Source organism: Ruegeria pomeroyi DSS-3 (genome assembly GCF_000011965.2).
Classification (GTDB): Bacteria; Pseudomonadota; Alphaproteobacteria; order Rhodobacterales; family Rhodobacteraceae; genus Ruegeria_B; species Ruegeria_B pomeroyi.
The window spans coordinates 2,706,591-2,720,046 of record NC_003911.12; the positions used below are offsets into that span (position 1 = coordinate 2,706,591).

At 61.1% G+C, this 13,456-nt stretch carries 14 protein-coding genes and 3 pseudogenes; 14 read left to right on the plus strand and 3 right to left on the minus strand.

Annotated features, from left to right (window positions below; genetic code table 11):
* The first annotated feature begins 53 nt into the window (after positions 1 to 53).
* The 4 genes from SPO_RS12960 (at position 54) to SPO_RS22235 (ending at position 3,408) form a co-directional block, all read left to right on the plus strand.
* Complete coding sequence (locus tag SPO_RS12960) at positions 54 to 719, plus strand: DUF1028 domain-containing protein (protein WP_011048262.1); 666 nt, start codon at positions 54 to 56, stop codon at positions 717 to 719.
* On the plus strand, positions 712 to 1,941 hold the full coding sequence (locus tag SPO_RS12965) for a Zn-dependent hydrolase (protein ID WP_011048263.1): 1,230 nt from the start codon (positions 712 to 714) through the stop codon (positions 1,939 to 1,941). The genes SPO_RS12960 and SPO_RS12965 overlap by 8 nt, the downstream gene beginning before the upstream one ends.
* 804 nt (positions 1,942 to 2,745) lie before the next feature.
* Positions 2,746 to 3,006 carry a hypothetical protein gene (locus SPO_RS22230; RefSeq protein ID WP_051420368.1) on the plus strand — a complete coding sequence of 87 codons (261 nt, stop codon included), beginning with the start codon at positions 2,746 to 2,748 and terminating at the stop codon, positions 3,004 to 3,006.
* A gap of 57 nt (positions 3,007 to 3,063) precedes the next feature.
* Positions 3,064 to 3,408: a hypothetical protein gene (locus SPO_RS22235; RefSeq protein WP_051420369.1), complete on the plus strand. Its 345-nt coding sequence runs from the start codon at positions 3,064 to 3,066 to the stop codon at positions 3,406 to 3,408.
* A 6-nt stretch (positions 3,409 to 3,414) separates the two neighbouring features.
* Here SPO_RS22235 and SPO_RS23305 read toward each other — a convergent pair whose 3' ends face one another.
* On the minus strand, positions 3,415 to 3,627 hold the full coding sequence (locus tag SPO_RS23305) for a hypothetical protein (protein ID WP_051420370.1): 213 nt from the start codon (positions 3,625 to 3,627) through the stop codon (positions 3,415 to 3,417).
* Between SPO_RS23305 and SPO_RS23510 the strand changes: the two are divergent.
* The 6 genes and pseudogenes from SPO_RS23510 to SPO_RS13000 all read left to right on the plus strand — a co-directional run.
* Positions 3,580 to 3,684 (plus strand): annotated as a pseudogene (locus tag SPO_RS23510) (hypothetical protein); the annotation flags it as partial. The gene SPO_RS23305 and the pseudogene SPO_RS23510 overlap by 48 nt on opposite strands.
* 495 nt (positions 3,685 to 4,179) lie before the next feature.
* Positions 4,180 to 5,136 (plus strand): SMP-30/gluconolactonase/LRE family protein, encoded by a 957-nt coding sequence (locus SPO_RS23315; protein ID WP_011048264.1) that lies wholly within the window; start codon positions 4,180 to 4,182, stop codon positions 5,134 to 5,136.
* Positions 5,133 to 6,032 (plus strand): L-threonate dehydrogenase, encoded by a 900-nt coding sequence (gene ltnD, locus SPO_RS12985; RefSeq protein ID WP_011048265.1) that lies wholly within the window; start codon positions 5,133 to 5,135, stop codon positions 6,030 to 6,032. The genes SPO_RS23315 and ltnD overlap by 4 nt, the downstream gene beginning before the upstream one ends.
* Entirely contained in the window at positions 6,029 to 7,261 is a 1,233-nt protein-coding gene (otnK, locus tag SPO_RS12990) for a 3-oxo-tetronate kinase (protein WP_011048266.1), read from the plus strand. Before ltnD ends, otnK begins: the two co-directional genes overlap by 4 nt.
* A complete protein-coding gene (locus tag SPO_RS12995; protein WP_011048267.1) occupies positions 7,258 to 7,905 on the plus strand; it encodes an aldolase in 648 nt (215 codons plus the stop codon). Before otnK ends, SPO_RS12995 begins: the two co-directional genes overlap by 4 nt.
* The gene (locus tag SPO_RS13000; protein WP_011048268.1) at positions 7,902 to 8,657 is read left to right on the plus strand and encodes a hydroxypyruvate isomerase family protein; all 756 of its coding nucleotides are present in this window, start codon (positions 7,902 to 7,904) and stop codon (positions 8,655 to 8,657) included. Before SPO_RS12995 ends, SPO_RS13000 begins: the two co-directional genes overlap by 4 nt.
* 424 nt (positions 8,658 to 9,081) lie before the next feature.
* Here SPO_RS13000 and SPO_RS22920 read toward each other — a convergent pair.
* A pseudogene (locus tag SPO_RS22920) lies at positions 9,082 to 9,207 on the minus strand (IS5/IS1182 family transposase); the annotation flags it as partial.
* A 560-nt stretch (positions 9,208 to 9,767) separates the two neighbouring features.
* Here SPO_RS22920 and rsgA point away from each other — a divergent pair.
* Both rsgA and SPO_RS13015 read left to right on the plus strand, forming a co-directional pair.
* On the plus strand, positions 9,768 to 10,850 hold the full coding sequence (gene rsgA / locus SPO_RS13010; RefSeq protein WP_011048270.1) for a ribosome small subunit-dependent GTPase A: 1,083 nt from the start codon (positions 9,768 to 9,770) through the stop codon (positions 10,848 to 10,850).
* 4 nt (positions 10,851 to 10,854) lie between these two features.
* Positions 10,855 to 11,622 (plus strand): VOC family protein, encoded by a 768-nt coding sequence (locus tag SPO_RS13015; RefSeq protein WP_144084004.1) that lies wholly within the window; start codon positions 10,855 to 10,857, stop codon positions 11,620 to 11,622.
* A 257-nt stretch (positions 11,623 to 11,879) separates the two neighbouring features.
* On the opposite strand, the pseudogene SPO_RS23325 reads toward SPO_RS13015, so the two are convergent.
* Positions 11,880 to 12,056, minus strand: a pseudogene (locus SPO_RS23325) (IS3 family transposase); the annotation flags it as partial.
* Between the two features lie 448 nt (positions 12,057 to 12,504).
* On the opposite strand from SPO_RS23325, the gene SPO_RS13025 reads away from it, so the two are divergent.
* Entirely contained in the window at positions 12,505 to 12,954 is a 450-nt protein-coding gene (locus SPO_RS13025) for a DUF2852 domain-containing protein (protein ID WP_011048272.1), read from the plus strand.
* A 57-nt stretch (positions 12,955 to 13,011) separates the two neighbouring features.
* Positions 13,012 to 13,449, plus strand: coding sequence for an RDD family protein (locus tag SPO_RS13030; protein WP_011048273.1), 438 nt, complete (start codon positions 13,012 to 13,014; stop codon positions 13,447 to 13,449).
* Positions 13,450 to 13,456 lie beyond the last annotated feature (7 nt).

Below are 13,456 nucleotides of genomic sequence, written 5' to 3' on the forward strand. Positions count from 1 at the left end.
TTGCAATCGTCAATTTATCATGATAAATGAAGGGAGATTGGCTAAGGTGAGACATGACTTTTTCAATTCTTGCACATGACCCCGAAACCGGTGCCATCGGAGGCGCCGCAGCAACCGGCAGCCTTTGCGTCGGCGGCTGGGTGCTTCGCGGTGATCTGAACGCGGGCATGTCCGCAAGCCAGGGCGCGGCACCCTCCACCTTCTGGGGAGAAGAGGTGTTGCAACACCTGCGCGACGGATCGCACCCCGAAGACGCGGTAAACCATGTTACGTCCCAAGACAGCGGCCGCGCCTACCGGCAGCTTGCCGCGATGGACCTGCTTGGCAATGCGGCCGCTTTTACCGGTTCGGAAAATCAGGACATCAAAGGCAGTGTCACATTCGCCAGCGGCATCGCGTCAGGCAACATGCTGGGCGATAACTCTGTTCTTGGAGCGATGACCGAGGCCTTTGTCGCTTCGGACCTGACTTTCGAGCGCCGTCTGCTGGCAGCGCTCATAGCGGCCGAGGGTGCGGGAAGCGATTTCCGTGGTCTCTTGTCCGCCGCTATGCTGGTGCTGCATCCCGATCGCCCGCCCGTGACCTTGCGGATCGACTACCACCCCGACAACCCGATCGGCGCTTTGGAACAGCTCTATCAGAAAGCCACAACTGGCGACTATGCCGATTGGGCCAGGCAGGTGCCAGTTCTGTCAGACAAGGAGCGTATCCTTGACTGACTGGGGCGCACGGGCCCAGGCGTTGCTGAAAGACCTCGCGGCCTGCTCTGAAGCCGGTCCGGGCGTGACCCGCCTGCCATTTACACCCGAACATCGCGCGGCTTGCGATCTTCTCTGGACACATATGGAAGCGACGGGCCTGACCGTCACTCTCGACGACGCCGGAACTCTGGTCGGCAGGTACGAAGGCCCGCCGGACTCGAAGACCCTCTTGATGGGGTCTCATCAGGATTCGGTGCGGGAAGGCGGCGCTTATGACGGGATAATGGGAGTCGTGCTCCCTCTTTTGGCGCTTGCAAAACTGCGCGCGGAAGCGGTGCATCTGCCGTTTTCGGTCGAGGTGCTTGCCTTTGCGGATGAAGAGGGAGTCCGTTTTCCAACGGCATTGGTCGGATCACGTGCGCTGGCGGGAACCTTCGACCCGGCGGTACTGTCGATGCAGGATGCAAGGGGCGTCACCTTGCACGACGCGATGACCTCTTTTGGATTGAACCCCGACCGGATCGGCGCCCTGAGGCGCGACCCTGCTGACGTGATCGGGTTTGTTGAAACACATATCGAACAGGGCCCGGTTCTCGAACAGGCGGCGCAGGCCATTGGCGTCGTCACCGCGATCTGCGGGATCGAGCGCCACCAGATCGTGGTAACCGGGGAAACCGGCCACGCGGGCACGCTGCCCATGTCCGGACGTCGCGACGCGCTTGTCGCAGCCGCCGCCATCGTCACCGAAGTTGACCGGTTGGGGCAAACCATCCCCGACCTGCGCGCGACTGTCGGTGCGTTATCCGTCGAACCAAACGTCGTCAACGCCGTGCCGCGCCGCGTGACCCTGACCGCCGAATTCCGGTCGCCTGACGACGCGACCCGCCGCAATACCGGCGCAATGCTGCACCGGTATGCCCAGGAACTGGCAGCGCAAAAACAGCTGAAAATAAAGGCCGAAAGGACGTATTCCCAGGTTGCCCAGCCAAGCGACGGCGCGCTGTCCGCGCAATTGCTCCAAGCCGCCCGACAGGCCGAAGAACATGGCCCTCTTCTGCCATCTGGTGCGACCCATGACGCATCTGCCATGGCCGACCTTTGCCCGATCGCCATGTTGTTTGTCAGGTGCCGTGACGGGGTCAGCCACAAACCCGAAGAATTTGCTTCCGCGGATGACATGGGTTCGGCGATTGCAGCTCTTGCCGCTTTTTTGCGGACATTGAACCCTCAAACCGACTAGAGCCGGGACGTTTCTAAACTGTATCCCACTGCATGAAGCTACAGGACCAGGCCGGGTCATGTGGTCGGTCGACTTACCCAAAGTCTCGATCGCAGAATTCAATCTGCTGAGTAAGTTTATTTGGAACTCCACTGGAAATGACAAGATTGGTGGTCCGGTTCGGTGAAATGTGTGACATCACCGAAAGGATACCGCCGCAAGTGCACAGTATTGCTGCGAGAGCATTTGGGTGTCAGCACAGGACTGTTTCGTCCGCGACCTGTGAATCCGCCTTTTGATCTGTGCTCCGATCTGCGCGAATGGCCGATCTCACGCTTCTGTGGCGCCAGCAAGTCGAGGTCGCCAAGGCGATAATGAATAAACCACGGCTTCTTATCCTCGATGAAGCAACCTCGGCTTTGAGCGCCTCGGTCGTTGAAAGCGTTTTCGACCTCGTGCGCGAAGAGCACGACAAGGGCACGTCCGTTCTGCTCATCTCGCACCACTTCCATGAGATCGAAGCGCTTGAGGACCGGATTTCAGTCTTCCGCAACAGACAGCGTGTGGCGACCTTTCGGAAAGGTGCCCACGATTACAGTGAGATCATAGACATGATGGTCATCCGAACAAAAGGATGTTGCGCTGGCCTATATCCCCGAGGACCACAAGACCGAAGGGCTCATTCTGGATCAGAGTATTCAGGAAAACCTCGAACTGGCCGCGCTTGGCCGGCGTGTTCTGGATGCGACAGACCCCGGTCTTTATGCTGCATCGCTTTATCAGCTTGCTCTGAAACACGGCAGGCTTGATCTGCCGGTTTCATCCTTGTCGGGAGGCAACCGGCAGAAAGTCGTTCTGTCGAAATGGCTTGCGATCAAACCACGATGCCTGCTGCTGGCCGACCCGACCCGGGGGCTCGACGTCAAGACCAAGACCCAGATCTATTCCATCCTGTGTCAGTTGGCCGATCCGGACACGGTGATCCTGCTCCTGAGCATCGGCTACGAAGAACTCATCCAGCTTTGCGGTGAAACCCACGTATTTTCGACGGGGAAATCGTTGCCTCGCTCAGCGGTGACGACCTGACGCCTCAAAACATCTTCGCCGCCGCGGTGAACTTGGCCAAACCCGTTCGGGCCGCCCATGCTTGACTATGTAAGATCGAACCGCCGCGAGGTCGTGGCCGGCGTGGTGCTGATCATCCTTCTGACGACGTATTTGGCGACGCATCCGAGTGGCGCCTCGACCTATGTGATGACGATCTCGGCCAACCAATACGTGATCCTCGGGCTGGCTGCCAGCGCGCAGTTTTTCGCCGTCGTCTTGCGGGGGATCGACCTCTCGGTGGGGGCCCGCGATGGCGCTGACCAATTGTCTCGCTTCCTATTTGCTGGACGGCTCTGCCTTGGGCATAGCCTCAGGTATGGTGGCCGCCGTGGGCGCCGGTGCGCTCTGCGGGTTGCTCAATGGCGTCATCATCGCTTTTAGCCGCATTCAACCCATCGAGGTGACCTTGCCACGGCCTCGATCTTTGTCGCCATCGCGCTGCTGCTCAGACCAACACCGGGGGGAGCGGTCAATTATGGTCTTGCCGACGCCATGACATTGGATGTTCTCGGCATCGCCACCGCGATTGTCATTACAGTCGTTGCGGTTCTGGTGTTTTGGCTGGCTTTCCACCGCACGGGTCTTGGTCTTGGCCTGCATGCGCTTGGGTCGTCCGAGCAGGCCGCGTTTCAATCAGGCATCAATACCAAATTCATCCGCCTTTGCGGCTTTCACGCTGGCGGGACTTTTCGGCGGGTTTGCGGGGCTCTACTACAGTTTCGTCACCACCACGAGGGATGCCGGCATTGGGCCAGGTTTCACCCTAATTTCCATCGCGGCGGTTGTTCTTGGCGGCGAGCTCCTGCGCGCGCAACAAGCTGGAGGCGTTTTCGTGACATTGCTTGGGCTGGCCGTCCTGAACACCGGCGGCTTAAACCACAAGGGTGGATCCAGTACCCTCAAGATCACCATGGCCTCGGGCGATCTTTTGGGCCTCCCGGTCAGCTTCCTGATCTGGATCGCGATTTCGCTTGCGCGGCCATGGTTGCTGACCCGCACGCCCTTGGGGCGCTATCTACGCTCCATCGGTTACAACGAAAAGGCCACGTTCCTGTCGGTCATGCAGATCGGCAATGCCTTGCGCAACATCATATTCGGGGTCATCATTCTGGTCATGCTGTTGTTCCAGACATTGCGAAAAGAAGCCACGGCATGACCGAACCATGCTACGTAATGGTCGATCAGCGATTTGACGAATTCGTGGATACCGCGCGGGCACCCGAGCAGATTGTCCATGGTTTTGCCTGGACCGAAGGGCCGGTCTGGCTGGACGGCGCGCCGTTTTTCAACGACATCGCGAACAAGCGGATGATGCGCTGGACAAAACAGGCGTGCGCCGAGGTTGCACTCGACAACAGCGAGTTTGCCAACGGCAATACACTGGATGGTGCCGGCCAGGTGGTGTCCGGCGAACACGCTGGGCGCCGGGTGATCCGGCGGCCTGACCCGACAGACCCGAGCGCGGTCGAGGTCATCGCAGAGCGGTCCGAGGGCAAGCGCCTGAACTCCCCCAACGAGGTTGTCGTTCGTTCGGATGGTTCGGTCTGGTTCACTAATCCGCCCTACGGCATCAATTCCGATATCGAAGGTTACCCGGCCGAAAGCGAAATCGGGGGCTGTTTCGTGTTCTGCCCCGACCCCGACGGCACGCTGCACGCCGTCGCAACCGAATTCGACAAGCCGAACGAGCTGGCCTTTTCCCCCGACGAATGCCGCCTTTTTGTTGCCGATTCCGGGGCGATCCGGGGGGCTATCTTTCCGGGTATCGACGACGACCTGCCGCATCATGTCCGGGTCTTCGATGTGGATGGCGTGACACTTTCCAACGGTCGTGTCTTTGCCGTGGTCGCTCCGGGCGCGCCGGACGGGTTCCGCGTCGATCACGAGGGCTATGTCTGGACCTCGGCACTCGACGGCATCCATTGCCTGTCGCCTGAGGGTGCGTTGATTGGCAAGATCTGGCTACCTCGGCAAACATCCATCATCTGCTTCGGCGGCCCGCCCGGTCAGACGATGTTCATCACGTCCTCGGACAAGGTGTATCGGGTGGAAAGCACCCGGCGCGACGCCGCCCACGCCTTGCGAGACCGCGAAAGGAACGCAGAATGAGCATGAATATCGCCGTCTTCGGACTTGGCTCCATGGGATATGGCATGGCGCAGTCCTGCCTACGGGCCGGGATCGGCGTCCATGGGTTCGACGTTGTCGCCGAGCAGGTGGCGCGTTTTGTCAAAGAAGGCGGTTCGGCAGCTGCCTTTGCCGAGGTTGCCCGGTCGCTCGACGCGGTCGTCGTGGTGGTTTTGAATGCCGCCCAGGTCGAACAGGTCCTCTTCGGCGAGGACGGTGTGGTGACCCAGATGCGCGAAGGGGCGGTTGTGCTGGCCTGTGCGACGGTTCCGCCGGAATTCGCCAAGGAGATGGAGCGGCGCTGCGCAGAGAAGGACGTGCTCTACCTGGATGCGCCGATTTCGGGTGGCTCGCTCAAGGCCGCACAGGGCCGGCTTGGTATCATGGCGTCCGGATCCGCCGCCGCCTTTGCTGCCGCCGAGCCCGTTCTAGAGGCAACAGCGGAAACAGTCTTTCGCCTCGGCGATGCCGCCGGGGCCGGCTCGGCCATGAAGGCCGTCAATCAGTTGCTGGCTGGCGTCCATATTGCCGCCATGGCCGAGGCGCTGACCTTCGGGATGACCCAGGGCGTTGCCCCCGATACCTTTCTTGATGTCATCAGCAAATGCGCGGGCACATCCTGGATGCTGGAAAACCGCGCGCCCCATGTGATAGCCGGCGATTACGCCCCGCACAGCCAGGTGAACATCTGGCCCAAGGATCTGGGCATTGTCCTGGACGCGGCAAAGGCTGCAGGATTTGAGGCCCCCATCACCGAGACCGCGCTGGCGCGCTACCGGCAGGCCGTGGATATGGGGCTGGGCGGCGAAGACGATGCAGCGGTTGCCAAGGTGTACGCGGCGCAAGCCAAGCTGACATTGCCGGGGGCTCAATCATGAAGCTGGGATGCATCGGCGATGACTTCACCGGGTCCAGCGATCTGGCCAATACACTGGCCAAGCAGGGCATGCGCGTGGTGCAATATTCCGGTATCCCGTCGCGGGATGCTGATGCTGGCGTAGAAGCGGTTGTGGTGTCGCTGAAATCACGCTCCATCGACCCGGCAGAGGCGGTGGCGCAGTCTCTGAAGGCGCTGGACTGGCTGCGCGCGCAAGGCTGCTCGCAGTTCTTCTTCAAATACTGCTCAACCTTCGATTCAACGCCGCAAGGCAACATCGGGCCGGTGGCCGACGCCCTTGCCGAGGCGCTGAATGCGGATCGGGTCATCATATGCCCGGCCTTTCCCGGCACCGGGCGCTCGGTCTATCAGGGCCATCTTTTTGTGAACGACCGGCTTCTGAATGAGTCGGGCATGGAACATCATCCGCTGACGCCGATGACGGATGCCGACCTGCGGCGCTGGATGGCATCGCAGAGCAAATTCTCCATCGGACACGTAAGCGCGCAGGCGGTCTTCGCCGGGCCCCGAGCCATTACCGAGGCTCTGGACGCGGAACACGCCGCAGGCAAAAGGCACATCGTCGTCGATGCGATCCGCGACGCGGATCTCATGGCCATCGGCGCGGCCGCCACGGATCTCAAACTGGTGACAGGCGGATCGGGTGTTGCGCTTGGCCTGCCGCGCAATTTCGGCTGCACACCGGGCGTTCCGGAGTGGCGCGGGCAGCATGGCCCCGTGTTGGCGCTGTCGGGGTCCTGCTCGATGGCGACGCGCGCGCAGGTTGCCCGCCACGCGGCCAGATACCCGGTGCGCGACCTGCGCGCCGAAGACGTGATCGAAAACCGTGTTGCCCCTGCCGATGTGCTCGACTGGGCGCTCAAGGCGGATGGCGTGCCGCTGGTCTACAGCTCGGCCGATCCCGCACAGGTCAAAGCCGTTCAGGACCGTTTCGGTCGCGAAAGGGCCGCCGCCGCAATTGAGCATTTCTTTGCAGAGCTGGCGCGCCGCGCTGTTGACGCAGGCGTGACACGGATCATCACCGCAGGTGGCGAAACCTCGGGCGCAGTGGTCGAGGCGCTTGACCTCGAGGAACTGATCATCGGGCCCGAGATTGACCCCGGCGTGCCTGCGCTGCGTGCCGGTCCGGACCTTGTGGTCGCGCTCAAGTCGGGCAATTTCGGCGCGGAAGATTTTTTTGAGAAAGCTGCGGGGGTCCTTGGCGCATGAGTGAAACGAGGCTACGCGAGGACCTCTGCCGATTGGCCGCATCCCTTTTTGATCGCGGCCTGACGCATGGCGCGACCGGGAATATCTCGGCGCGGACCGAAGACGGCGGTCTGCTCGTTTCCCCGACCGGGACAAGTTTCGGGCGGCTGGACCCGGCGCGCCTGAGCCGGTTTGACGCCGGCGGCCGGCTGATCGAAGGCGACCCGCCGACCAAGGAGATGCCGCTGCATTCCGCGTTCTATGACACGCGCAGCACCGCCGGAGCGGTCGTTCATCTGCATTCCTGTCATTCGGTCGCCCTGTCGCTTCTGCCGGACATTGACGAGGACAGCTTTCTGCCTCCACTCACCCCCTATGCGATCATGCAACTGGGCCGCGTGAAGCTGTTGCCGTTCTTTGTCCCGGGCGACCCGGCGATGGGCGACGCGGTGCGCGGGCTTGCCGGAAAACGCTCTGCCGTGATGCTTGCCAATCATGGCCCGGTCGTCGCAGGCAAATCCGTCGAGGCGGCCTGTAACGCCATCGAGGAACTGGAGGCAACGGCGCGCCTTGCGCTGATGATGCGTGGCCTTCCGGCCCGTGCGCTGTCGTCCGAACAGATCTCGCGGGTTGTCAGCAAATTCGATGTGGAGTGGGATGAATGACCGCCTTTTCTGCCAATCTTGGATTTCTTTGGGTCGACCGGCCCCTACCGGACGCGATCCGTGCAGCGAAGGCGGCCGGGTTCGATGCGGTCGAGTGTCACTGGCCCTACGAAACCCGTGCCGAGGACGTGAAGGCGGCGCTGGACGAAACAGGCTTGCCAATGCTCGGCCTGAACACGATCCGTGGCAACCCGGGCGAAAACGGCCTTGCCGCGTTGCCGGGCCGTGAGGACGAGGCACACGCCGCCATTGATCAGGCGATCCGCTATGCCGATGCGGTGGGCGCGGGTGCGGTTCATGTCATGGCCGGTTTTGCCGCCGGCCCGCAGGCGCGTGCCATGTTCGAGCGTAATCTCGATTACGCGACATCGCGAACCGACCGCACGATCCTGATCGAACCGCTAAACAGGCACGACGCGCCGGGGTACTTCCTGCAGACCACCGGGCAAGCACAAGAGATCATCAAATCCGTCAGCGCGCCCAACCTGAAGCTGATGTTCGATTGCTACCATGTAGGCCGGACCGAAGGGGACATACTGACCCGCCTCACCGAGCTTTTGCCGTTGATCGGCCATATCCAATTCGCATCGGTTCCCGATCGGGGCGCACCGGATCATGGCGAGTTGAATTATGCCGAGATATTTTCGCATATATCAAAACTCGGATGGACGACGCCGCTTGGGGCTGAATTCAAGCCTCGCGAGACAGACGAGATCACGCGCTGGCTCACCTCGTTTCGATCGGGTGGTTAGGCTCTTGCCGGTGCATGCCGGGCATGGAGCCCTGATGCACAAGCGCTGAAAGATATGCCAAATGCCGCTGCAAGCTTTTCCGGAAGTGCCAGACGACCTCAAAGCCGCTATCGAAACCACCCGGTTGGCTTTCGACACGTTCTGAACCGGCGGCACCTGTTCGTCTCTGGTGCCCAATTCTCGTCGGGGAAGCGTTTGCGGGCTGTTAGATGATCGGCGAACGGTACCCGATGATCGCTCTTGATGTGGCCGGGCAAAAGTTGCACCGCACAAGGGTTTGCGGTCTTGCGGCAGCTCTCTGCGGCCTTGGCTCGGCAAAGCGAATGCGTGCCGTAGCCGAACGGTTCCAGTCCAATTGCCGACACGCGATCTCGAACAGTTCACCCATGCTGACGCGTTGAAACATGCGGCCTTTCGCAGAGAGGCGCCACAGGGCACGGCCCAGGTATGGCGACGCGTTGACCGCTTCGTTCCGGGCGATGGCGCCCGCGCTGGTGGGCTTGCAGGGTTGGGCGTTCTTGCGGGGCGCGATGACGGCGCGCGCTACACGCATCACTCAAGCTGGTGCGCTGCCTACATAGACCGGGGGCTGTCTGGTTCTGGAACATCATTGGTCGCGCGGACAAAGACCCGATTGTCAGCGACAGGAAGCGAACCGAACGCGCAATGCCTGGAAACAACGAATTTCCTCCACAGATATCCATGGCTCATGGCAGAGATTGACCGATCCTCTGCCATGCTGTGATGCGGCCCGCCGGAACCTGTTTTCGCTACAGTTGCAGGATTTGGACAAGGCCGAGCGGCCGATGAGCGGGCGGTTCTGACCTACCCTTTTTCCATTTGAATGGCCTCGGCAGATAACTGACGAAGCGTTCCAAATCAGCCGTCAACGGTTGTGGTGCGCCCATGTTCATCCTATGTATGCGCCATCTGAAATGGAGATTTCATGTCCCGGTAAGGAAGGGAGGCAGAGTGCCTCCCGGTGCACATAGAAGACCTGAAACAACCCCGTCGCTCTGAAGCCGACGGCCTGTTCTGATGTGCACATTCGTTTCTTACTATCAGCGCCCAAGCAAGGATTGGGCACGAGACATGAAAGTGGATACCCCCATGACACGGGATTACTCGAATTTCCTGCCGCAGCGTGCACGCGACGGCGGATCACAAGCCAGCCTCAGCCCTCTTCAGGCGCTGGGATGGCAACCATTCTTTGCCCAGCAAGTCAGCGTGGACGATATGATCGCGACACCCCCCGTTCGTGTTGTCGAAGTGCATCGCAGTGGGCTGCACGTTCTGGGTGACGACATTGATACGACCCTTCCGCCCAGGGCCGATGTAACTGTCGGGGACTGGCTGATGCTGGATCCTTCGCACCCGCGATCCAGTCGGGCGCTGGAGCGCACAAGCCTGATCAAGCGACGCGCGCCTGGCACCGACCGGCAGGAACAACTGATCGCGGCGAACATCGATACGGTCTTTATCGTCACCTCCTGCAATCAGGACTTCAAGGTGGCCCGACTGGAACGCTATGCCGCGCTTGCGTTCGAGGCACGGATCACGCCTGTCATCGTCGTCACCAAGACCGATCTTGTGACCGATGCGCAAAGCTATATCGACGCGGCCCGCGCGGTGTCGGAGATGATTGAGGTGGTCGCCCTTGATGCGCGCGGTTCAGCCCCGAAAGCGGATCTTGCGGCCTGGTGCAAGCCCGGCAAGACAGTGGCGTTCCTCGGCTCGTCCGGCGTTGGCAAATCGACGCTGGCCAATGCGTTGCTCGACAGCCAATTCATCGAGACCCAGACCATTCGCGAGGATGACGCAAAGGGGCGACATACGACAACGCGGCGCGAGCTTCATGCGATGCCCAATGGCTGTCTGATCCTGGACACTCCCGGCATGCGGGAATTGCAGCTCACCGATGCGGCGGACGGGATCAATGATCTCTTCGCCGATATCCAGGAGCTGGCCACGCAGTGTCGATTCAACGACTGTCAGCACGAGACCGAGCCGGGATGCGCTGTTCTGAAGGCCGTTGACGAGGGCGTTCTGGATGCCCGTCGGCTTGGCAGATGGCGCAAGCTGATGGCGGAGGACGCGTTCAACTCCGCAAGCCTTGCGGAACGCAGATCGCGCGACAAGGCGTTCGGAAAAATGGTGCGCGGCGTCAAGAAGATCAAAGATGTCAGGAGGTGAGACGATGACGCAGTCGAAAGCGGGACAGATCGTATGGCACGACCTTTTCACATCGGACAGGGCGCGTTCGATGGCATTCTACCAGCACGTCGCCAGCTGGACGTATCAGATCGAGCGGGCGACGGATTTTGCCTGGGGTGGCGGCGAGAAGGATTTCGTCCTTGCCCTCTCCGGGGACGAAGCGGGTGCGGGGTTCGCCGAGACGCCTTCGGGCCAGCAAAACGGCTGGATCGCTTACATCGAGGTTCCCGATGTGGACGCGGCGGTCAGCCGCGTCGTTACGCTCGGAGGCAAGATCGTTCGGGAGCCGTTCGAGGTTCCGGGCGTCGGGCGCAATGCGCTCGTGCGCGATCCACTCGGCGCAATCGTGGGGATTTCGCTGTCCCGGCACAGCTTCCCCGTGCCGCGCCGGCAGTTCGGCCCTGAGATGTATGTCAGCAACGGCAATGACTTTCCGCAGACGTTCTATGCCGACCTCTTCGGATGGCAGGTCTCTCCCGAGCGGGTCAAGGATCGTGTCGCCCTCCTCGGGCCCGGGGGTGATCTTGTTGCGACCCATCATGCCGCGACCTTGCCAGCCGGTTCAAACTCTGTTTGGGTCCCGTGCATCAAGGTCGCTTCAGTCTCCGATGCCTTCCGTGCGGCTGAAACCAAAGGCGCGCGTCCGGCTTCCTTGGAAGTGAATGAAACCGTTCAAGTCCATGATCCCATCCTGTGTGATCCAGACGGCGCGCCGTTTGTTCTCGGCGTCACTCAGACAACCACTTTCTAGCATCTCACCTCTTCGTCACGGTTGCCGCAGAACGGACATTGGTCCGCTCTGCGGCAACCGTTCCTCCAGGGTTCAGTGCTGACCTCGCACCGAACCGCGCCGGGTTTTCCGTTTGTTTCTGCCTTGGCTGGCGGGATGTCTCCGATAGGTTCCAGCAGGCGGCAAGTGTCGAACCAGTCGACCTGTCCGTCGTCAGAGCTGTTGGGCCAGTTAGCGGCCTGATCCAAGGGAGGGTCTGGCGCATCTGGTTGGTGTGATCATGCGGCGGGTTTACAATGAAGCAAGCGCCGGATTTCGATGGTCTTCCGTTTGATCCTTTCTCGGCTTTGCAGGATCGCGTGACTGCGTCCGAAGTAGAGGTCGGCCGGTGTGAGGTTCTGCAGGTTCTCGTGATGGCGTCGGAGGTTGTAGTTTCCAACGAAGACATCGATCCGTCGGTAAAAGGCTGCAAGCTTCGCATTCAGTAACCCGCGTGATCTGGCTCAGCCGGAGAGGATGCTGCCGATCAGGGGCGGATCGGACGGGCAAACTGCTTCGACGGCGACCACCCCGTCCCGGTTATGCCATCGGTCCGCGAACGCCGCGCTGCGAGTTAGAAAGCTTCCGAAGTACAGAGCTTCAAACAGGGTTCAATCGCTGCTCAAACGGGGGCGAACCGCACAAAAACCGTTTGCTGCAAATATCTCTGTCAAAGTTTGCAAGAATCCGTGTCCGCTATCAATCACTAAACCACTCAGGAGGGGCTGATCACTGGATCGCGCCCTTTCGCCGGATCGCACCGCTTAATGTAAATCTTTTTCACATTCCCTCTTGCATTGCCTGCGAGGCTGCCCCAAATGGGTAATGTGAAAGACATTCACATCACTGATCTGGAGACCCAAAATGACCATGATGACCGACCCCGTCGCCGCCCCGTCAAATCCGGGTTGGCTGCATCGAAGCGAAGCCTGGCTGGACAGCAAGGGCAAAGGCGCCTGGATCGCCGCCATGGTCCTTGGCTTCATCTTCTTCTGGCCCCTCGGCCTTGCCCTTCTCGCCTATATGATCTGGAGCAAACGCATGTTCAGCAAATCCTGCACCCGCCGCAAAGCCTGGAGCCATCACGGCATGCGGGCGATGTCGACCACCGGCAACAGCGCCTTTGACGCCTACAAGGCCGATACGCTGGCCCGCCTGGAACGCGAGCAGGCCGATTTCGAGGCCTTCCTGCACCGCCTGCGCGAGGCCAAGGACAAGGCCGAGTTCGACGATTTCATGGACGAGCGTGTCCGCAAGGCCCGCGATGACGAGCGCAGCAGCAAGGGTCGCGATGACGACAGCGACGACGCCTGAGCCCGACCGGCCGCCCCTTAGCGGGGCGGCCATCCCCTGCACACGGATCCTGCCCCGATGACCCACCTTCCCCATCCCGACCATCAGCCGGAATTCTATCAAAGCATCCCGGCCAAACGCTTTTTTGCCTGGGTGTTCGACACCTGCGTGATCCTGATGCTCAGCCTTGTGGTGGTGTTGCTCACTGCCTTTGTCGGCGCCTTTGTCTGGCCCCTGCTCTATCTGGTCGTGGGCTTTGTCTATCGCGTCGCCACCATCGCCGGCGGCTCGGCGACCTGGGGCATGCGCTTTGTCGGGATCGAGCTGCGCGATGCCTATGGCGCCCATCTGAACGGAGGCCAGGCGCTGGCCCATACCGCGGGCTATACCGTCAGCATGGCGCTGCCTCTGCTTCAGGTGATCTCGATCCTGATGATGTTGACCGGATCGCGCGCCCAGGGCCTGACCGATGCGGTGCTGGGCACCGTGGCGCTGAACCGGCGGGCTTACGCTTAACTCTTGT